Source organism: Vibrio sp. 10N.286.51.C3 (assembly GCF_003050065.1).
GTDB classification, from domain to species: Bacteria; Pseudomonadota; Gammaproteobacteria; order Enterobacterales; family Vibrionaceae; genus Vibrio; species Vibrio crassostreae.
Genome location: NZ_PIGC01000007.1, coordinates 171444 through 193685, shown reverse-complemented (window position 1 = coordinate 193685; position 22242 = coordinate 171444). Strand labels below are relative to the sequence as shown.

Genomic DNA, 22242 nt, shown 5'->3' with positions numbered 1-22242 from the left:
GCTAATCGCGTTTATGCATGATAATTAACCATGAACTTGACCTTAAACACAATTAGCTATACGTTGTAAAGCTGATGAAAATAAAATCAATCGGTTTTGTTAACACAACCAATAACGTTTTAACTGGCTAAAGCAAACTATCAGTTTATAAAAAACAACAAGTACATGAATAGTTAGTCATTTACTGTCTGGATGACAGAGAAGCAAAAGGGAGAATTGCAATGGCTCTATATGATCCTAGTCTTGAAAAAGACAACTGTGGATTTGGTTTAATAGCGCAAATGGAAGGCCAACCTAGTCATAAGTTGGTAAGAACTGCTATTTCAGCCCTAGATCGCATGACACACCGTGGTGGTATCGCTGCGGATGGTAAAACCGGAGATGGCTGTGGCTTATTACTACAGAAGCCAGACTCTTACCTCAGAATCATCGCAGAAGAGAATAACTTCAAGCTCGGCAAGCAATACGCTGTCGGCATGATTTTCTTCAGCCAAGACCCAATCAAGGCGCAATCCGCGCAAGACATCGTCAATAAAGAGCTCGCTCAAGAGACACTCACCGTTGCAGGTTGGCGTGTCGTGCCGACTAACACCGACGTTTTGGGTCCCATCGCGAAAGACTCGGTTCCCAACATTCAACAGGTGTTTATCTCAGCACCTGCAGGCTGGCGTGAGCGTGATATCGAACGCCGCCTATACATTGCTCGTCGCAGAATTGAAAAGCAGATCACCGAAGACAAAGATTTCTATATTTGTAGCCTTTCAACACAAGTAATGGTCTACAAAGGTCTGTGTATGCCCGCCGATCTTCCGCGATTTTACCTCGATCTTGCAGACTTACGTATGGAATCGGCAATATGTCTGTTCCACCAGCGTTTCTCAACTAACACACAACCACGCTGGCCACTGGCTCAACCATTCCGCTATTTGGCGCACAATGGTGAGATCAATACCATCGAAGGTAACCGCCAATGGGCCAAGGCTCGTGCCTATAAATTCTCTTCACCGTTGCTGCCCGACTTACAAACGGCTGCACCCTTTGTGAATGAGACAGGCTCAGATTCATCAAGCCTAGATAACATGCTCGACCTGTTCCTTGCCGGTGGTATGGATGTGTTCCGAGCGATGCGCATGCTTGTGCCGCCCGCTTGGCAAAATCACCCAGACATGGACCCAGATCTGCGTGCCTTTTACGACTTCAACTCCAAGCACATGGAACCGTGGGATGGCCCTGCTGGCATCGTACTTTCTGATGGTCGTTACGCCGCATGTAACCTTGATAGAAATGGCCTGCGACCAGCGCGTTATGTGATTACCAAAGACAATCTAATCACACTGGCATCTGAGGTCGGTATCTGGAACTACGCACCGGATGAAGTTGCAGAAAAAGGTCGTGTTGGTCCAGGTGAGTTACTGGTGATAGATACTCGCCGCGGCAAACTGTGGCAATCTAATGAAATCGATAATGACCTCAAAAGCCGCCACCCATATAAAGAGTGGATGGAAAAGAATGTTCACAAATTAACGCCATTTTCTGCGTTGCAAGATGACCAAGTCGGTAAGCGTAGCTTTGACGATGACACGCTCAAGACCTACCAAAAACAGTTTGCGATGAGCAACGAGGAGTCCGACCAAGTACTGCGTGTACTTGGTGATATGGGGCAAGAAGCAGTAGGCTCAATGGGCGATGATACGCCGATGGCTGTTCTCTCTTCAAAAGAGCGTCTGGTTACTGATTACTTCCGTCAGAAGTTTGCACAGGTCACCAACCCTCCGATTGATCCATTGCGTGAAAAACACGTGATGTCTTTGGCGACCAGTATCGGTAAAGAGATGAACGTGTTCTGTGAAACAGACGGTCACGCCTATCGTGTGACGTTTGATTCGCCAGTACTGCTTTACTCAGACATGCAACAGCTTCTGCAGTTAAGTCAGAAACATTACCGTCATGTCATTCTCAGTATGCACTACGACCCGAATCATCAAGATCTCGAACAAGCGATCAAAGCGGTATGTGATAGCGCGGAACAAGAAGTCCGTGAGGGTGCGGTTTTAGTTGTGCTATCGGACAAAGGTTTAGAAAAAGGCAAACTACCGATCCCTGCAGCCATGGTGGTTGGCGCGGTTCAAACAAGGCTTGCTGATACTAACCTGCGTTGTGATGCCAACATCGTGGTTGAGACAGCCACTGCTCGTGACCCACATCAGTTCGCAGTTCTACTTGGCTTCGGTGCGACCGCGGTTTATCCATACCTTGCTTATGAAGCGTTAGGTAAAATGTTGGATGATGGTTCTTTAGATAAAGACTATCGTACCGCGATGCAGAACTACCAAAACGGCATCAACAAAGGTCTGTATAAGATCATGTCGAAGATGGGTATTTCTACGATTGCTTCATATCGTTGTTCGCAACTTTTCGAAGCCGTTGGCCTACATTCCGATGTTGTTAAGCTCTGTTTCCGCGGAGTTACCACACGAATCCAAGGCGCAAGCTTTAGCGATTTCCAACAAGATATCTATAACTTATCTCGTAAAGCGTGGACTAAGCGCAAACCGATCGAACACGGCGGTTTACTGAAATACGTCCATGGCGGTGAATATCACGCCTACAACCCAGATGTAGTTGGCACACTGCAAACCGCAGTTAAAACTGGCGAAACTTCGGATTACCTATCTTTTGCTAAACAGGTAAATGCTCGCCCTGCGGCAATGTTACGTGACTTAATGAGCCTGAAAAAAGCCGATAAACCACTAACACTTGAGCAAGTAGAGCCAAGTAGCGATCTGTTTAAGCGCTTTGACTCGGCTGCGATGTCGATTGGAGCTTTGAGCCCAGAAGCTCATGAAGCACTGGCTATGGCGATGAACCGATTAGGAGGCTACTCCAACTCTGGTGAAGGTGGTGAAGACCCACGACGCTTTGGGACTGACCGCAACTCGCGCATCAAACAGATTGCGTCTGGTCGATTTGGCGTAACGCCGCATTACTTAACCAATGCAGATGTTCTGCAAATCAAGGTCGCGCAAGGTGCGAAACCCGGTGAAGGTGGTCAGCTGCCAGGTCATAAAGTCACGGCAGAAATCGCCAAACTGAGATACTCAGTTCAAGGGGTCACGCTGATTTCCCCTCCTCCACATCACGATATCTATTCCATCGAAGATTTGGCACAGCTGATTTTCGACCTTAAACAAGTGAATCCTAAAGCCTTAGTTTCAGTGAAGTTAGTATCCGAACCGGGTGTCGGCACGATTGCAACAGGTGTGGCAAAAGCCTATGCGGATCTGATCACCATTTCAGGTTACGACGGCGGTACCGCGGCAAGCCCACTGACTTCGGTGAAATACGCTGGCTGTCCTTGGGAGCTAGGACTCGCGGAAACCCAGCAAGCATTGGTTGCTAACGGGCTTCGTCATAAGATCCGTCTACAAGTCGATGGTGGTCTGAAAACTGGCCTTGATGTGATTAAAGGCGCGATTCTCGGTGCTGAAAGCTTTGGTTTCGGGACTGCGCCAATGGTCGCGATGGGTTGTAAGTTCTTACGAATTTGTCACCTAAACAACTGTGCAACGGGTGTTGCGACTCAAGATGAAACGCTACGCCGTGAATACTTCAAAGGCCTGCCAGACATGGTGGTGAACTACTTTACTGGCCTAGCCGATGAAGTTCGCCAATACCTTGCGGAGCTTGGTGTAGAAAAACTTACAGACCTGATTGGACGTACGGACTTACTAGAAGCCGTTCAAGGCCTCACAGCGAAACAGAGCAAACTCGATCTATCTTCAATACTCGAAGCTCCAGTATCTCCGGAAGGTCACCCGCTGTTTTGGACCGAGCCAAACGCACCATTTGATAAAGCTCAGCTCAACCAGCAGATTCTTGATGATGCACTCGATGCGATTGAGAAACGACAGTCCACCAGCCTCTACTACAACGTGATTAATACAGACCGTTCGATAGGCGCACGTATCTCTGGCGAAATTGCCAAACGTTACGGTAACCAAGGCATGGCAGGCTCACCCATTAAGTTGTATCTCGATGGTACAGCAGGCCAATCCTTTGCGGTTTGGAACGCTGGCGGCGTAGAGCTGTATCTGACGGGTGATGCCAATGACTATGTCGGCAAAGGCATGGCGGGCGGCAAAGTAGTGATCAAACCCCACCAAGGCACAGCGTTTACTTGTAACGAAGCGACCATCATTGGTAACACCTGTCTGTATGGTGCAACCGGAGGCAAGTTATTCGCTGCAGGTACGGCTGGCGAACGATTTGGCGTACGTAACTCAGGCACGGTTGCCGTGATTGAGGGTGCGGGTGACAACGCTTGTGAATACATGACGGGCGGTATAGTTGCTATCCTTGGCGCAACTGGCGTCAACTTCGGTGCGGGTATGACGGGTGGCTTCGCTTATGTAATGGATAAGAACGAAGACTTCCAAGGCCGAGTTAATAATGAGTCGGTCGAGGCACTTTCTCTATCTGACCTATACATCCACCAAGAACATCTGCGTGGTTTGATTGCAGAGCACTTAGAAGAGACAGGTTCAGTACACGCTGAAGCGATTCTGGCGAACTTTGATGAATGGATTCCGAAATTCTACCTAGTGAAGCCAAAGACGGCAGATCTCAACACCTTGCTCGGCCACCAAAGCCGCAGCTCAGCTGAACTTCGTGTTCAAGCGCAATAATTGGAAGGAGCCAATAATGAGCCAGAATGTATACCAATTTATTGATGTGAATCGCGTAGACCCAGCGAAGAAACCGATCAAGATACGTAAGATTGAGTTTGTAGAGATCTACGAACCTTTCACTAAACAGCAAGCCAAGGCGCAAGCTGACCGCTGTCTAGACTGTGGTAATCCTTACTGTGAATGGAAATGTCCAGTCCATAACTACATCCCTCAGTGGCTTAAGCTTGCCAATGAAGGACGCATTATCGAAGCCGCTGAACTGTCTCACCAAACCAACAGTTTACCTGAGGTGTGTGGACGAGTTTGTCCTCAGGACCGACTGTGCGAGGGATCTTGTACCCTCAATGATGATTTCGGCGCAGTAACCATCGGCAACATTGAAAAATACATCAATGACAAAGCGTTTGAGATGGGCTGGAAGCCAGACATGTCTCACGTTGAATGGACCGACAAAAAAGTCGCTATCATCGGCGCTGGCCCCGCAGGGCTTGCTGCAGCTGATATCTTAGTTCGAAACGGTGTGAAGGCCGTGGTATTTGACCGCTACCCCGAGATCGGTGGCCTACTGACGTTTGGTATCCCATCGTTCAAGCTTGAAAAAGGCATCATGGAAAACCGTCGCCGTATCTTTAGTGGAATGGGGGTCGAATTTAAAATGAATACCGAAGTCGGTAAAGACGTTCAACTTCAGCAACTTGTCGATGACTACGACGCTGTCTTCTTAGGTGTCGGTACCTACAAAAACATGCGTGCTGGCTTAGACAACGAAGACGCACCGGGCGTTTATGATGCTCTACCATTCCTTGTTTCCAATACCTATAAGGTAATGGAACTGGATAACCCAACGCCATTCATCGACATGAAGGGCAAAAAAGTGGTCGTGCTTGGTGGTGGTGATACGGCGATGGACTGTGTCCGAACTTCGGTACGTCAGCATGCCGCGAATGTTGTGTGTGCTTATCGCCGAGATGAAGCGAACATGCCGGGCTCTCGCCGTGAGGTAAAAAATGCACGTGAAGAGGGTGTGAAGTTCAAGTTCAACCTACAACCTATTGGCTTAGAGCTTAACAACGCTGGTCATGTGGTTGGTGTCAAAGTCGTGAAAACTGCTTTGGGTGAGCCAGATGAAGCTGGTCGTCGTCGTCCAGAACCTGTCGAAGGCAGTGAACATGTTCTTGAAGCCGATGCTGTGATCATGGCATTTGGTTTCCAACCTCATGCGATGGAATGGTTAGAACCTTTCGGTGTGGAACTCGATCAATGGGGGCGAATCAAAGCCTCCGGCAAACAAGAGTTTCAATACCAAACCACCAACAGCAAGATCTTTGCAGGTGGTGATGCGGTTCGAGGATCTGACTTGGTGGTGACCGCTATCGATGAAGGCCGCAAAGCCGCAGAAGGAATATTGGATTACCTAGAAGTGTGACTAATCTAAAGTTTCCGCTATTAATCAAGCCATTACTATAAAAAGAGGATCCGTATATGGATCCTTTTTTAAGTTCGATACGTTTTACCAACGGCATAACAAAGAATACGTAAAACAATCGCAAATTAACGAATACCGAAAACTACAATTAAAATTAAAACAACGCCATAGGAAACACTATGAAAAAAGCCGCTCTCCTCTCGCTATCACTTTTAACGTTAACCGCTTGCAGCCAAGGAATCACGGACATGAAAGATAGAACTTCATCACCTTGTGGAGACAAACCAAACTGCGTATCAACTCAAGATGACCGTGAGCAACATGCATTGGCCGCGTTTGAGTTGTCAGATTCAGCGAACTTAGATGCGATTGAGCAGGTTGCACTAACCTTACCGGGATCGAAAACCGCGAGTAAAACAGAAGATTATCTGCGTGTTGAATGTACCTCTCGCATCATGCGCTTTGTCGATGACTTAGAACTTAAAATCACCGATGGCAAACTGATCGTGCGTTCAGAGTCTCGTACTGGCCATTCTGATTTTGGCGTAAACCGGAAACGAGCTGAACAACTTCGTGCTAGCTTGAAAAGCGAAGGCCTAATCAAGTAGATAAAAGAATACGCAGATAAATCGCTGCTATTCGGATGAGAAGTGCCTATGGGCAGTCGCTCGATACTTCTTATCCATGCTACAATTTCGCTCTACTGTTTAAATATTATTTATTAAGAGACTACACATGAAAATCGGCATCATTGGCGCAATGGAGCAAGAAGTTGCGATCCTAAAAGCAGCAATTTCAGACATTACTGAAGTTAATAAAGGCGGTTGTACCTTTTTCTCTGGTCAGCTAAATGGTGTTGACGTTGTTTTGCTTCAATCTGGCATTGGTAAAGTAGCAGCAGCTGTTGGTACTTCAATCCTATTAAGCGAATACCAACCAGATGTCGTTCTAAACACAGGCTCTGCTGGCGGTTTTGATTCAACACTGAACCTTGGCGATGTGGTTATCTCGACTGAAGTTCGTCACCACGATGCAGACGTTACAGCTTTCGGTTACGAAATTGGCCAAATGGCAGGTCAACCAGCAGCGTTCAAAGCTGACGACAAACTGATGGCTGTTGCTGAACAAGCGCTAGCACAAATGGAAGATAAGCATGCCGTTCGCGGTCTTATCTGTACTGGCGACGCATTTGTTTGCACAGCAGAACGCCAAGAGTTCATCCGCAAGCACTTCCCATCTGTCGTTGCTGTAGAGATGGAAGCATCGGCTATCGCTCAAGCTTGTCACCAATTCCAAGTACCATTCGTGGTTGTTCGTGCAATCTCTGACGTTGCAGACAAAGAATCACCAATGAGCTTCGAAGAGTTCCTGCCACTAGCAGCGCAAAGCTCTTCTGAAATGGTTATCAAGATGGTTGCCCTACTAAAGTAAGCGACTAGACATGCAAACACTGTTTGATCAGGTATTTGCAAATGGCGTGCTCCTTGTGATGTGGGGAGCACTGCTTTTTCATTTAATTTTACCTATCCCCCATGCCGCACACCCCACGACCTTATGGCATAAGTTTGCTGAGCTTTTAGCAAGCAAGGTTAATAACAACCACAACTATTCCCAAAGTTTAATCTCAGGCACATTAGCCTGGGGGTTAATGGTACTGCCGACTCTGGTTATTCTTCTGGCACTGCAACCATTGGTTTGGCAATCTCAACTATTTGAATTAGCACTGTTATTACTCGCAATTGATTGGCGCAATAATGAAAAGCTGGCAAATCAGTTAATCAAAGCATTAGGCCGAGAAGATAAAGCTGCTGCTCGTCAGTTACTGGCTCCGATTATCAATCGTCAAACTGAATCACTTTCGTCACTTGGCCTAGGCAAAGCCGCCACAGAAACCATCATCATGGGCTACGCTCGTAACGTAGTTTGTGTGTTGTTCTGGTACGCCATTGGTGGTGGAATCGCCGCGTTAATGTATCGCCTTGTGGTCGAATTAGCTCGAGCTTGGTCGCCAAGTCGCAAGCAGTTTTCTCCGTTCGGCTCAACGGCGATCAAGATAGTCGCGATTCTCGAATTTATACCGATGCGTTTTTTTGCTTTGATGATCGTATGTGGTGATAAAGCCACACACACGTTTAAGATGATGTTAGTTCAGAGTCGCTCTTGGCCACTGCCCGGCCCTGCCTGGTTGATCACGGCCGTTGGCAACAAGCTGGAGTTATCATTAGGTGGTCCTGCGATTTACGACAACACTAAAGCCATTCGCGCGAAATTAGGCGGAAGAATCGCACCGTCAGCTCTGCATCTGTCTCAGGTTCAGAAACTACTCTTTGGTCGCATCGCTATCTGGATATTTTTACAAAGCCTAGCCTTACTATTTATTCACCAAGGGATTTAGAGTGAAACCTTCAGCACTTGTTACAAGCCTTACTATTTTGTCTTCCAGCTTATGGCTGCCTTTATCATTTGCAGAAGAAGCACCACGGACTCAAGAAAAAGTACAGCCAGCTCAACGCGTGGTCAGCCTTGCTCCTCATGCCACTGAGCTCGCGTACAGCGCAGGTTTAGGCAACAGCCTTGTTGCCGTAAGTGAACGAAGTGATTACCCACCACAAGCCGATAAGCTTGAAAAAGTGGCAAACTATCAAGGTATCAAGGTTGAGAAGATCATCGCTCTTCAGCCTGATTTGATTCTTGCGTGGCCAGCCGGAAACCCGCCCAGAGAGCTCGCGAAACTAGAGCAATTTGGTTTTAATATTTACTACTCCAAGACCAAAAGCCTAGACAGTATCGCAACCAATATTGAACAACTGAGCCAATACGCTAGCGATCCAAGTATTGGCGAAAATAATGCTCAGCAATACAGAGAGCAGCTCAACGCGTTGAGACTAAAATACAAAGATGCCGAGCCAGTAAACTACTTCTACCAACTCAGTGAGAAGCCGATCATCACTGTTGCTCAAGGGCACTGGCCAAGTGAGGTGTTTGAGTTTTGTGGTGGCCACAATATTTTTGAAGACAGCGCCTCCCCATATCCGCAAGTTGGTATTGAACAAGTTGTATTAAGGAAACCGCAAGTGATCTTCACGTCTCAGCACGCGATTGAGAATGGAACCATGTGGCAAACTTGGCAAAATGAGATCCCAGCAGTTGCTCAAAATCAGATTTGGTCACTCAATTCTGACTGGATTAATCGCCCAACAACGAGAACTTTGCAAGCGATCCAACAAGTGTGCGATTTCTTCGATAGAGCTAGGCAAAATCACTAACTATTTGCTGCGTTTTTTCGTACAATTCGCCACCGACCTGTCCCTACAATTTTAACCATAAGAGCACCAGTATCATGGACTCCATGCTGCTTTATATTATCGATTTATTTGGCACTGCCATCTTTGCCGTCTCAGGCGTTTTTGTCGCTGGCCGTCTTAAGATGGACCCCTTTGGCGTAGCCGTTTTAGGCAGTGTAACCGCAATTGGTGGCGGTACAATTCGAGACATGGCTCTGGGTGCAACTCCCGTGTTTTGGATCACCGACACCACCTATCTTTGGGTCATCATCACCACCTGCTTGCTGACCATGATTATAGTAAGACGCCCCAAACGCCTGGCTTGGTGGATCCTGCCAGTATGTGATGCGATAGGCTTAGCGGTATTTGTTGGCATTGGTGTAGAAAAAGCACTGATTTATCAAGATTCTGCATTAGTTGCTATCATCATGGGTGTCATCACCGGCTGCGGTGGCGGTATTATCCGTGACGTACTTGCCCGTGAAGTGCCAATGATTCTAAGAAGTGAAGTCTACGCGACCGCTTGTATCATTGGTGGCGCTTTCCACACCATGGCGATCAGTATGGGGCACGACTCAGAAACTGCATTTCTGGCCGGCGTGTTCTCAACACTATTGATTAGACTTGGCGCTATTCGCTGGCATTTATCATTGCCGACCTTCGCCATCAAATAAGCTATCATTACAAAGAGAAAGGCTCCGTAAAGGAGCCTTTTTTGATCCGGTTTCAAATCACTATACCCTCTATTTCCACTCATCAAAGATCCCCTCCTTTCCTAAAACTCAATTTAGTTAGTCCATTAGCCCACCAATTTAGTAATGTTTTTTATTTACTTATCTAGTCCACAGGCTATATTAATAAACAAATAGCTTTATAAAAGATTTTATTTACTAACATTGGCAAACGGGAGTTCAAGATGGGTATTGGTAAAGTGGGCATTGTTTTCTTCTCTAAGAATGGAGCAACTAAGCAAGTTGCAGAGACAATCGCTGAAGGTATTAACACTCAACAACCTAACTCAGTACTCCTTGTCGAAGTGCTATCTTCTGAAGTGGTCGAAGGAAGGTATGACAATGACGATAAGCTCAAGTCATTAGATAACTGTGACGCCATTATCTTTGGATCCCCGACTTACATGGGTTCACCAGCCGCGCAGTTTAAGAGTTTTATGGATGCAAGCAGTGATAGCTACTGTAAGAAAGCGTGGCGAAATAAACTCGCAGCAGGCTTTACCACTGGCGGCAGCCTTAACGGTGAGCAACAACAAACCTTGTTGAGCTTTTTCACTCTGGCTTGTCAGCATGGCATGATTTGGGCAGGGCTTGATATCTCAAAGCACATTGATAACTTAGGTTTGAATCGCACAGGATCAAGCATTGGTTTGGTCGCCAGTGAAGATGAGATGGCAGATAGCACCAGTAATCACATCAACAGCAACGATCTTCAGACTGCTTTCTATTTCGGCCAACGCATCGCGTGCCTAGTTAAGAGAACCTAAGTAACTGACTAATTAACTGACGGACTAGCTTCAAAACTCCTAGCTTGTTTGATATCTATGAGCTCAAGACTAGAGAATGAATGTCGTTTCAGGTAACTTGATTCAATCATTCCCAACTTTCATGAATATACCCCAATGCTACTCGAAGGAATCGAAACTCTACTGGTATTGAGTAAAGCAAAGACCATGAGCCGCACAGGCAGTTTGCTTTATATCAGCCAATCAGCGGTCAGTAAACGGATTGCGAATTTAGAAAAGAAGCTAGGTAAAAAGCTCATTGAGCCGAGTGGCCGACAGATAAAACTCACGCCAGATGCGCTTGCATTAATCGAGAGTATTGGCCCTACATTCAATGAACTTCGCGGGCTTATTTATGAACAGCAAGAGTTGGAAGATACCACTCTCATCACCCTAGACAGCTCTAAGTCTCTGATAGCCGGTTATTTAGGTGAGATGATGGGCCAATTTATCCAGCAAGATAAGTACATCACCATAACCACCAACCACACGCCAAGAATCATAGAGCGAGTGCAATCTGGCAAGGCGACCTTGGGGTTGTGTGCTGGCTTGTTGCCACCGCATCATGGGTTGATGACCTTTCATCTATTTGATGAGCCGTTTTACATAGTGAGTAAGTCGCCGTTAACGGAGCTTCCTCCATTGGTGATTACCAACGATATGACCAACCCTGCCAACTCTTATCAGCTCTCAGTGTTAGAAAAGTTTGGTATTAAACCCTTGATGGAGATGGATGCCTACACCGCAGCAGCACAACTTGCATTGGGTGGGACTGGACCGGCCTTAATCCCACTCTCAATCGTAAAAACACTCAATATTGAGCCTAAATATCTGTATAGCTTCCACGAATTAGCAGGCTTAATTCGACCAATTCATATCTGTGTCAGACCAAATAGTTATCAGTCTCCACGTGTTAAAACACTGATAGAATCCATTGTTGATGCTGTTCCCAAAGCAGTTTAGACGCCATTAGCATCGACATCGCGATCACAAGAGGGCGAATCCATTTCTGCCCTTTTGTCACCACCACTTTAGCGCCAAGCTGAGCGCCCATAAAACCGCCGACTGCCATTACTAAACCCAACTCCCAAATTGGCAAACCAGCCAAAATAAAGAAAATTAAGGCCGCGATATTCGAGGTAAAGTTAAGTACCTTAGTGCGCGCCGTTGCATCGACTAACGAGAAGTGACCAATCGCAACAAAGCAGACGGTGAAGATAGAACCTGTTCCTGGGCCAAAAAAGCCATCATAGAAACCCACACCGCCACCAACACACAGGGCAAACATCGCCTCAGAGATCTTCTGTTTTCCTTCAGACGCTCTAGTTTGGGGGGCTAACAGGAAATAGAGAGAGATAGCGATGAGCAGCAACGGGATAACACTGGTCAGTAAGCTCGCATCAATGTGTTGGACTAGCTCGGCACCAATTGCAGAACCAATAAAGGTACAAAAGATAGCGAGGCGCATCTCTTTAATACTGACGATACCATTGCGCACGAAATACCAACTCGCAGAGAAGCTGCCGAAGGAGCTTTGGAGTTTATTGGTTGCCAGTGCCTGCGTTGGTGGAACTCCAGCCGCTAGCAATGCTGGTAGAGTCAATAACCCACCGCCGCCAGCCATTGCATCAATAAAGCCTGCTGCCGTTGCGACAACAAACAAGATAGCCAATATTTCTAGAGTGATTTCCATATACCCAACGCCTTAAAGTCCTGTGTAGCGACAAGTTACCACTCACGGCAGACGAGCAATAACGAAACACAAGATTGTAACCTATTCCTGATTTTCATCATTTAACTCATGCTATCTAACAGACATAAAAAAGCCCACTCCGAAGAGTGGGCTTTGAGCATTCATATCCGCTTAACAGCGATACACTTTAGGCTATTAAGCTTGAGAAGCTTTAACCTGAGCGTGTAGCTCTTGAACTGAAGTTACTGAAGTTTTCGCGTCTGCAGTGTGCGCCATACAAGTCGCGAATGCAGCGTTTAGCGTAGTCGTGTAGTTCACTTTCTCAGCAAGTGCTCCACGACGAAGAACTTTAGAGTCTTCAATCGCTTGACGGCCAGCTGCAGTGTTCACGATATACGTGTACTCGTTATTCTTGATACGGTCAAGAATGTGAGGACGACCTTCGTGTACCTTGTTTACTAAACGTGGGTTGATACCCGCTTCACCAAGGATAACCGCAGTACCGTGAGTTGCGTCTAGCTGGTAACCAAGCTTAGATAGCTTAGATGCTAGGTCAACAACACGCTCTTTGTCGCCTTCGCGAACAGAAAGCAATGCACGACCGCCTTCAGGGTAGATGTGACCACAACCCAATTCAGCTTTAGAGTATGCTTCTGCGAATGTCGCGCCAACACCCATAACTTCACCAGTAGAGCGCATTTCTGGGCCTAACAGTGGGTCAACACCAGGGAACTTGTTGAATGGAAGTACAACTTCTTTCACTGAATAGTAAGGTGGGATGATTTCTTTCGTAAAGCCTTGAGACTCTAGAGATTGACCTGCCATTACACGAGCTGCAATCTTAGCGATTGGCGCGCCAGTTGCTTTAGATACGAATGGAACCGTACGTGCTGCACGAGGGTTAACCTCGATTAGGTACACTTCATTGTTCTTAACAGCAAACTGCGTGTTCATCAGACCACGAACACCCAACTCAAACGCTAGCTTTTCAACTTGCTCGCGCATTACGTCTTGGATTTCTTGGCTTAGCGTGTATGCAGGAAGAGAACATGCTGAGTCACCTGAGTGAACACCCGCTTGCTCGATATGCTCCATGATACCGCCTATAACAACGCGTTCACCGTCACAAATCGCATCAACGTCGACTTCAACAGCGTCGTCTAGGAAGCTATCAAGTAGTACTGGAGATTCGTTTGATACGCTAACTGCTTCGTTGAAGTAGCGACGTAGATCTTGCTCGTCGTATACGATTTCCATCGCACGACCACCAAGTACGTAAGAAGGACGTACAACCAGTGGGAAGCCGATTTCGCGAGATTTCTCAACCGCTTGCTCCATCGTTGTTACTGTCGCGTTCTCTGGCTGAAGTAGGCCTAGGCGGTCTACAGCAACTTGGAAACGCTCACGGTCTTCTGCACGGTCGATTGCGTCTGGGCTAGTACCGATGATTGGTACACCAGCAGCTTCAAGAGCACGAGCCAGTTTAAGTGGTGTTTGACCACCGTACTGAACGATAACGCCTTTTGGCTTCTCTACACGTGCGATTGCTAGTACGTCTTCCAGAGTTACTGGTTCGAAGTACAGACGGTCAGATGTATCGTAGTCTGTAGAAACTGTCTCAGGGTTACAGTTAACCATGATAGTTTCGTAACCATCTTCACGTAGTGCTAGTGATGCATGTACACAACAGTAGTCAAATTCAATACCTTGGCCGATACGGTTTGGACCGCCGCCTAGAATCATGATCTTGTCTTTGTCTGTTGGGTTCGCTTCACACTCGTCATCGTAAGAAGAGTACATGTAAGCTGTATCAGAAGAGAACTCAGCCGCACATGTATCTACACGCTTGTACACTGGGTGGATATCGTACTGGTCACGCAGACGACGGATTTCGCTTTCCGCTACACCTAGAATCTTAGATAGGCGCGCATCAGCAAAACCTTTACGCTTAAGCTTGTTTAGCTCGTCTTTGTTCAGACCAGCAAAGCCTTTCGCTTTAAGTTCTTGCTCTAGCTTAACGATGTCTTCGATTTGAACTAGGAACCAACGGTCGATTTGCGTTAGGTTGAATACACCATCTACCGACATACCAGCACGGAATGCGTCAGCGATGTACCAAATACGCTCTGCGCCAGCTTCTTTCAGTTCGTGACGGATAGTCGTTAGAGCATCTGGTGCATCTAGGTCTACCATTTCGTCAAAACCAGTCGCGCCAACTTCTAGGCCGCGAAGTGCTTTTTGTAGAGATTCTTGTTGGTTACGGCCGATAGCCATAACTTCACCAACAGACTTCATTTGCGTCGTTAGACGGTCGTTAGCACCTGCAAATTTCTCGAAGTTAAAACGAGGAATCTTAGTTACTACGTAGTCGATTGTTGGTTCGAATGATGCTGGCGTTGCGCCGCCAGTGATGTCATTCATTAGCTCGTCTAGCGTGAAGCCAACAGCCAGTTTCGCTGCAATCTTAGCGATTGGGAAACCTGTTGCTTTAGAAGCTAGTGCTGAAGAGCGAGATACACGTGGGTTCATCTCGATGATAACCATACGGCCATCTTTCGGGTTGATACCAAACTGTACGTTTGAACCACCTGTTTCAACACCAATCTCACGCAATACTGCTAGAGATGCGTTACGCATTAGTTGGTATTCTTTATCTGTCAGCGTTTGAGCTGGAGCCACAGTGATTGAGTCACCTGTGTGAATACCCATTGGGTCGAAGTTTTCAATCGCACATACGATGATGCAGTTGTCGTTTTTGTCACGAACCACTTCCATCTCGTACTCTTTCCAACCGATAAGTGATTCATCGATAAGAAGTTCATTAGTTGGAGATAGGTCCAAACCACGACGACAGATTTCTTCAAATTCTTCTTTGTTGTAAGCGATACCGCCACCAGTACCACCCATCGTGAACGATGGACGAATGATACAAGGGAAGCCAACCATGTCTAAAACTTTGTAAGCTTCTTCCATCGTTTTCGCTGTATCAGCAGTTGGACACTCAAGGCCAATTGCTTTCATTGCTTTATCGAAGCGTGAACGGTCTTCTGCTTTATCGATAGCGTCAGCCGTTGCACCAATCATTTCAACACCGAACTCTTCAAGAACACCGTGCTTTTCTAGGTCTAGAGCACAGTTCAATGCAGTTTGGCCACCCATAGTAGGTAGAACTGCATCAGGCTTCTCTTTAGCGATGATATTACGCACAACTTCCCATTGGATAGGTTCGATGTAAGTTGCATCGGCCATATCTGGGTCAGTCATGATTGTCGCTGGGTTCGAGTTTACAAGAATAACTCGGTAACCTTCTTCGCGAAGCGCTTTACAAGCTTGAGCACCAGAGTAATCGAACTCACATGCTTGGCCGATAACGATCGGGCCAGCACCTAGAATAAGAATACTTTTAATGTCAGTACGTTTTGGCATTGTCTACTACTCCGAATTACGCTGTGTGCTGTTTGATTAGTTCAATAAAGTGGTCGAATAACGGCGCTGCGTCTTCTGGACCTGGGCTTGCTTCAGGGTGACCTTGGAAGCTGAATGCTGGTTTGTCTGTACGGTGAATACCTTGTAGAGAACCATCAAATAGTGATTTGTGCGTTGCACGTAGTGTCTCTGGAAGGGTTTCTTCGTCAGCAGCAAAGCCGTGGTTTTGCGAAGTAATCATCACAACATCACGATCTAAATCTTTAACCGGGTGGTTTGCACCGTGGTGACCAAACTTCATCTTCACTGTCTTAGCGCCTGACGCAAGAGCAAGAATCTGGTGACCTAGACAAATACCGAAGATTGGTAAGCCTTTTTCTAGGAACACTTTTGTCGCTTCAATTGCGTAAGTACATGGTTCTGGGTCACCAGGGCCATTTGAAAGGAAAACACCGTCTGGGTTCAGAGCTAGTACTTCTTCAGCAGAAGTTTCAGCAGGAACAACCGTTAGGCGGCAGCCGCGGTCAACAAGCATTCGTAGGATGTTTCGTTTTGCACCGAAGTCATAAGCAACAACGTGGTATGGCAATTCAGAGTCTGCTTTCGCTTCAGGAAGTCCACCCGTAAGCGTCCACGAACCTTGTTTCCATTGATACGCTTCTTTTGTTGTAACTTCTTTCGCAAGGTCCATACCTTTCAGGCCAGGAAATTCTTTTGCTTTAGCTAGAGCCAAAGCTTCGTCTAAATTGTTACCCGCTACGATACAACCGTTCTGAGCGCCTTTTTCACGAAGTATACGCGTCAGTTTACGAGTATCGATATCAGCGATACCAACAACGTTTTGCGACTTAAGGTAATCAGAAAGGGATTGTTCATTACGGAAGTTAGAAGCGATTAGAGGGAGATCGCGAATCACAAGGCCTTGAGCGTGGATTGAAGAGGATTCTTCGTCTTCGGAATTGGTTCCGGTATTGCCAATGTGAGGGTAAGTAAGGGTAACGATTTGTTGAGAATAGGAAGGATCAGTGAGGATTTCTTGGTACCCCGTCATCGAGGTATTAAAAACGACTTCACCAACTGCAGAACCTACAGCGCCAATGGCTTCACCGTGAAATACTGTCCCATCTTCTAGGACGAGTAGTGCTGACTTCTTCAAGACAACCTCCAGAAATAAAAATGCATTAAAATTGATTTAATTTGCAAATCTACCTTCCTGCAACACCAGAAACTGCGTGTTTATGGAAATTAGACAAATTGGCGGTATTTTAGTGATGTGCGTGATACGTGTCAACATTTAACGCAAAAGAAATTAAACATTTGTAAGGACTAATTCAATTTACGCCATCAAAGCTTCAAAAGTTCAACTTTCATGCTCATTTCGGCCGAATATTACGATTTTCTAATTTTCACCCCTCATTTTAGCCAACCATAGAGTAATAAAAATATCAGCAACAAAACGCAATCGATAAATACAAAGAGAAAAGATCGTAATTTAAAGACCTAAAACAAAAAACACATTATAAGCATTAAAAAAGACAGTTAAATAAGAGAAAATCGACGATAAGAAGAAACTATAGGGAGGTTTGTAAAAGGGATATTACGAAGGGAAATGTATCAAATAAAGAAAGCGCCGGCAATTGCCAGCGCATAAATATCTATTTACAGGTCATTCAAACCTAGGACATCAGTCATGGTATAAAAGCCGGCTGGTTTATCATTTAACCAGACTGCAGCCTTGATTGCGCCATTAGCGAAAGTCATTCGATCAGTGGCTTTATGGGTAATTTCCACTCGCTCACCGATATCAGCAAACATAGCGGTGTGTTCACCAATAATGTCACCGGCACGAATCGTCGCGAAACCAATCTCATCTTTAGTACGCTCGCCAGTAATACCTTCGCGTGACCATACAGCTACATCGTTCAGCTCGTTGCCCATCGCACCAGCAATCGCTTCGCCCATACCAATCGCAGTACCAGAAGGTGCATCGACTTTATGGCGGTGGTGCGCCTCAACGATCTCGACATCACAGTAATCGCCCATCACTTTAGCGGCCTTCTCTAGCAGCTTAAATACAAGGTTCACACCAACGCTGTAGTTAGGTGCCATTACGATAGCCATCTCTTTTGAAGCAGCATCAATCACCTGCTTCTCTTCTTCAGAGAAACCCGTCGTACCGATAATCAGTTTTTTACCGTGACGTTTACAAAGTTCAATATTCGCTAATGTGCTAACAGGGGCTGTAAAATCGACGATCACGTCAAACTCTTCGATGGCTTTAGACAGGTCATCGACTAGAGCAACATCAAAACGACCTTCACCGCATAACTCACCGACATCTACGCCGACCAAAGATGACTCTGGACGTTCCGAGCCAGCACCAACACTTGCTTCTGAATTATGATGAGCGGCTTTCACCAAGTTGCGACCCATGCGGCCCGCTGCTCCTGCAATTGCAATTCTTACCACTGCGAATATCTCCATTGTTTTGGTTACGGTTGCCGCTTATCTCTTGCAGCAACGTTCAATCGATTAATCTCTTTAAACTAACAACAATCTCAAACTCAGGCTAGCAATTACGAAAACTCTTTTATCACTCGCTCTAAAATTGGCACATTTGCCTCTGGGAAAGCGTATTGATTCAATGATTCTAGGCTTACCCATTCACCTTGTTGACCTTCTTTGCCATAAGGTTGTTCCTCAAAGTCAGTCACAAGGATGAAGTCGAACTTAAGCGACTTATCGGTGTAATCAAACTCAAGGTGCTCAAACAGAGACTGTTCTGTCACCTTGATGCCAATCTCTTCATCAAGCTCACGAGTCATAGCTTGTTCAATGGTTTCGCCCACTTCAACCTTGCCACCAGGGAACTCCCAAAAACCGCCCTTGTGTTTGTCGTCCGGACGTTTAGTGATAAATACCTGTGACTTATCTTGGTTAAAGATAATGCCAGCTACAATATGGATTCTTTTCATGTGTTGGTGTTCCTTAATAAAACGCTTAACTCACATAGTCCCTGAATACGTCATCCTCCAGAAGGAGGAACGACTGAGTTGGGGATATAAAACAACGTGAGCCTAACTAAACGAGATTCCCTACTACGCTCGTTCCTCGCTATAGGGAATGACGACTTCCTTGCGTAACAAAGTAAGCCACGAAATTTACATACAAAAAGAGCCGCCTAAGCGACTCTTTATATTCTATTTATCAGTTTTATGAAGCTAAGTTGTAGTGCTTGAGAGCAAGGCGGTGGCACAGAGCTTACGACTGTAAGTGAGTACCACCAACGCAGCTATCATGCGCTACAACAACGATTCATTAAACTTACGCGATTTTACCGTGACACTGCTTGTACTTCTTGCCACTTCCACATGGACATGGCTCGTTACGACCCACTTTACGCTCATCACGTACTACCGTTTGTGGAGATGCCGCTTCAGCTTCATTGTCACCTAGCTGGTTTTCAGCCGTTGCATGTTGTGCCTGTGCACGACGCGCCGCTTCTTCAGCTTGAGCTTGACGTTGAGCTTCCATCTTTTCAACTTCTTCTTGTTGCTGAACGCGAACTTTAGAAAGGATGGTAACAACGTCTGTTTTTAGTACATCTAGTAGGCCTTCAAACAGTTCAAACGACTCGCGCTTGTACTCTTGTTTCGGGTTCTTCTGAGCATAACCACGCAGGTGGATACCTTGACGAAGGTGATCCATCGCAGCCAAATGCTCTTTCCAAAGACCGTCTAGCGTTTGTAGCATCACAGATTTCTCGAAGTTACGCAGTACTTGAGCACCAACCACTTCTTCTTTCTGTTTGTACGAATCAACCGCCATGCCAAGAATACGCTCACGCAAAGCTTCTTCATAAAGCTTGTCGTCTTCGTCTAACCAACCTTGAATATCAAAGTCTAGATCAAAGTCATTCTTCAGACGATCTTGTAGACCCGCGATATCCCACATGTCTTCAAGAGACTGAGGTGCGATGTATTCATCAATGACTGATGCCAGTACATCTTCACGGTTGTGTTCGATCATCTCACTGATGTCGTCAGAACTCATCAGTTCGTCACGAAGCTCATAAACCACTTTACGTTGGTCATTGGCTACATCATCGTACTCAAGAAGCTGCTTACGGATGTCGAAGTTACGACCTTCAACTTTACGTTGTGCTTTTTCAATTGAGCGAGAAAGCATCTTAGATTCGATCGCTTCGCCTTCGTCCATACCACTTTGGATAAGACCAGCCATACGATCCGATGTAAAGATACGTAGCAGAGAATCTTCCATTGATAGGTAGAAACGAGAAGAACCCGCATCACCTTGACGACCAGAACGACCACGTAGCTGGTTATCGATACGGCGAGATTCATGACGTTCAGTACCTATGATGTGCAGACCACCTGACTCAAGTACTTTATCGTGGATTACTCTCCAATCAGCTTTGATCTTCTCGATCTGCTCTTTGGTTGGATTCTCTAGCTTCTCAACTTGTGCCTGCCAGCTACCACCTAACACGATATCGGTACCACGACCGGCCATGTTAGTTGCGATAGTTACCGCACTCGGCATACCAGCTTGTGCAACGATCTCTGCTTCCATTTCGTGGAACTTAGCATTTAGAACGCTGTGCTTAATTTTTGCTTTTTTCAGTGCATTAGACAGTAGTTCAGACTTCTCGATAGAAACCGTACCAACCAGTGATGGCTGACCAGCTGCGACACGGTCTTTGATGTCTTCAATGATCGCGTTGAACTTGTCTTCTTCAGTACGATAAACCACATCTGGCATATCGTTACGCACCATAGGTTTGTTGGTTGGGATAACCACTGTTTCTAGGCCGTAGATAGACTGGAATTCGAAAGCTTCAGTATCGGCAGTACCTGTCATACCTGACAGTTTTTCGTATAGACGGAAGAAGTTCTGGAATGTAATCGATGCTAGCGTCTGGTTTTCATTCTGAATCTTCACTCCTTCTTTAGCTTCAACAGCTTGGTGTAAACCTTCAGACCAACGACGACCTGGCATAGTACGACCAGTATGTTCATCAACGATAACCACTTCGCCTTCTTCAGTAACGATGTAATCGACGTCTTTCTCAAACAATACGTGTGCACGCAGCGCTGCATTAACATGGTGCAATAGGCTGATATTTGTTGGAGAGTAAAGCGTGTCACCCTCTTCCATCAGACCGTTTTTCACCATTAGCTCTTCTACAAATTCTTGACCGTTTTCAGTCAGGTGAACCTGCTTCGATTTCTCGTCCATGGTGTAATGGCCTTCACCACGGTACTCTTCAGAATCTTCTTTATCTTGGCGCTCAAGGTTAGGAATCAACGTGTTAATACGCGTGTAAAGATCTGAACTATCTTCAGCTGGGCCAGAGATAATAAGTGGAGTACGAGCTTCATCGATTAAGATTGAGTCAACTTCATCGACAACAGCGAAGAAGCGTTCACGTTGAACACGATCTTCAGCACGGAAAGCCATGTTGTCACGTAGGTAATCGAAACCAAACTCGTTGTTTGTTCCGTATAGGATGTCAGCTTGGTACGCTTCTTTTTTCTCTGGCGGAGCCATGTTTGGCACGTTCACGCCAACCGTCATACCAAGGAATTCAAATAATGGGCGATTTGTTTCCGCATCACGCTTCGCTAGGTAGTCGTTCACCGTTACTACGTGAACACCTTTGCTAGGTAGGGCGTTAAGATAAGCTGGTAAGGTTGCTGTAAGAGTCTTACCTTCACCAGTACGCATTTCTGCAATTTGGCCAGCATTTAGAACCATGCCGCCAATCATTTGCACGTCAAAGTGACGCATGCCGTAAACACGCTTAGACGCTTCACGTACCGTAGCAAATGCTTCCGGTAGAAGCTGGTCTAGCGATTCACCTTTATCTAAGCGCTCACGAAACTCAACCGTTTTTGCTTTTAGCTCTTCGTCTGAAAGTGCTTCAAACGTTGGTTCGTAGTTATTAATTTCTTTTACAATTTTTCTAAGGCGGCGCAGTGTTCTGTCATTGCGACTGCCAATTACCTTTGTCAGCAGCTTAGTAATCATGTGCTTGGAATCTCTTCGTTCTCAGATCGTCCGCGATCTATTTTAAATGCCGTCAGTCTCTACTAGCTATGAACTAGTCTTCAGTTACTAACCAAGGATACTGAGATAAATCTAGTATCTTTGATATTGTACTTGAGAGTAGAGTTTTCAAGGCTTGA

15 protein-coding genes are annotated in these 22242 nt (G+C 46.0%); 9 read left to right on the top strand and 6 right to left on the bottom strand.

Annotated elements, in window-relative coordinates; all coding sequences use genetic code 11:
• Window positions 1-221: 221 nt before the first annotated feature.
• From gltB to CWO27_RS09865, 9 genes are all read left to right on the top strand, one after another.
• Window positions 222-4685 (top strand): glutamate synthase large subunit, encoded by a 4464-nt coding sequence (gene gltB / locus CWO27_RS09905; protein ID WP_107898921.1) that lies wholly within the window; start codon window positions 222-224, stop codon window positions 4683-4685.
• A 16-nt stretch (window positions 4686-4701) separates the two neighbouring features.
• The gene (locus CWO27_RS09900; protein ID WP_107898920.1) at window positions 4702-6114 is read left to right on the top strand and encodes an FAD-dependent oxidoreductase; all 1413 of its coding nucleotides are present in this window, start codon (window positions 4702-4704) and stop codon (window positions 6112-6114) included.
• 179 nt (window positions 6115-6293) lie between these two features.
• A complete protein-coding gene (locus CWO27_RS09895; protein ID WP_017070085.1) occupies window positions 6294-6722 on the top strand; it encodes a DUF1499 domain-containing protein in 429 nt (142 codons plus the stop codon).
• Window positions 6723-6849: 127 nt separating this feature from the next.
• On the top strand, window positions 6850-7545 hold the full coding sequence (mtnN, locus tag CWO27_RS09890) for a 5'-methylthioadenosine/S-adenosylhomocysteine nucleosidase (protein ID WP_012603226.1): 696 nt from the start codon (window positions 6850-6852) through the stop codon (window positions 7543-7545).
• 10 nt (window positions 7546-7555) lie between these two features.
• A complete protein-coding gene (locus tag CWO27_RS09885) occupies window positions 7556-8509 on the top strand; it encodes a cobalamin biosynthesis family protein (protein WP_019825236.1) in 954 nt (317 codons plus the stop codon).
• 1 nt (window position 8510) lies between these two features.
• Window positions 8511-9380, top strand: a complete 870-nt coding sequence (gene btuF / locus CWO27_RS09880) for a vitamin B12 ABC transporter substrate-binding protein BtuF (RefSeq protein ID WP_048662665.1) — start codon at window positions 8511-8513, stop codon at window positions 9378-9380.
• 74 nt (window positions 9381-9454) lie between these two features.
• Window positions 9455-10072, top strand: coding sequence for a TRIC cation channel family protein (locus tag CWO27_RS09875; RefSeq protein ID WP_016789753.1), 618 nt, complete (start codon window positions 9455-9457; stop codon window positions 10070-10072).
• A gap of 242 nt (window positions 10073-10314) precedes the next feature.
• Window positions 10315-10896: a flavodoxin family protein gene (locus CWO27_RS09870; RefSeq protein ID WP_107898919.1), complete on the top strand. Its 582-nt coding sequence runs from the start codon at window positions 10315-10317 to the stop codon at window positions 10894-10896.
• Between the two features lie 135 nt (window positions 10897-11031).
• Window positions 11032-11877, top strand: a complete 846-nt coding sequence (locus CWO27_RS09865; RefSeq protein ID WP_048658036.1) for a LysR family transcriptional regulator — start codon at window positions 11032-11034, stop codon at window positions 11875-11877.
• Here CWO27_RS09865 and CWO27_RS09860 read toward each other — a convergent pair.
• The 6 genes from CWO27_RS09860 to secA form a co-directional block, all read right to left on the bottom strand.
• Entirely contained in the window at window positions 11828-12607 is a 780-nt protein-coding gene (locus tag CWO27_RS09860; RefSeq protein WP_102478679.1) for a TSUP family transporter, read from the bottom strand. The genes CWO27_RS09865 and CWO27_RS09860 overlap by 50 nt on opposite strands.
• Before the next feature lie 195 nt (window positions 12608-12802).
• Window positions 12803-16033, bottom strand: a complete 3231-nt coding sequence (carB, locus tag CWO27_RS09855) for a carbamoyl-phosphate synthase large subunit (RefSeq protein WP_019823635.1) — start codon at window positions 16031-16033, stop codon at window positions 12803-12805.
• Between the two features lie 16 nt (window positions 16034-16049).
• Entirely contained in the window at window positions 16050-17189 is a 1140-nt protein-coding gene (carA, locus tag CWO27_RS09850; RefSeq protein WP_048609692.1) for a glutamine-hydrolyzing carbamoyl-phosphate synthase small subunit, read from the bottom strand.
• 503 nt (window positions 17190-17692) lie between these two features.
• Complete coding sequence (gene dapB, locus CWO27_RS09845; RefSeq protein ID WP_020628676.1) at window positions 17693-18517, bottom strand: 4-hydroxy-tetrahydrodipicolinate reductase; 825 nt, start codon at window positions 18515-18517, stop codon at window positions 17693-17695.
• Between the two features lie 92 nt (window positions 18518-18609).
• Entirely contained in the window at window positions 18610-19008 is a 399-nt protein-coding gene (gene mutT / locus CWO27_RS09840) for an 8-oxo-dGTP diphosphatase MutT (protein WP_017098312.1), read from the bottom strand.
• A gap of 349 nt (window positions 19009-19357) precedes the next feature.
• A complete protein-coding gene (secA, locus tag CWO27_RS09835) occupies window positions 19358-22084 on the bottom strand; it encodes a preprotein translocase subunit SecA (protein ID WP_048658034.1) in 2727 nt (908 codons plus the stop codon).
• Window positions 22085-22242 lie beyond the last annotated feature (158 nt).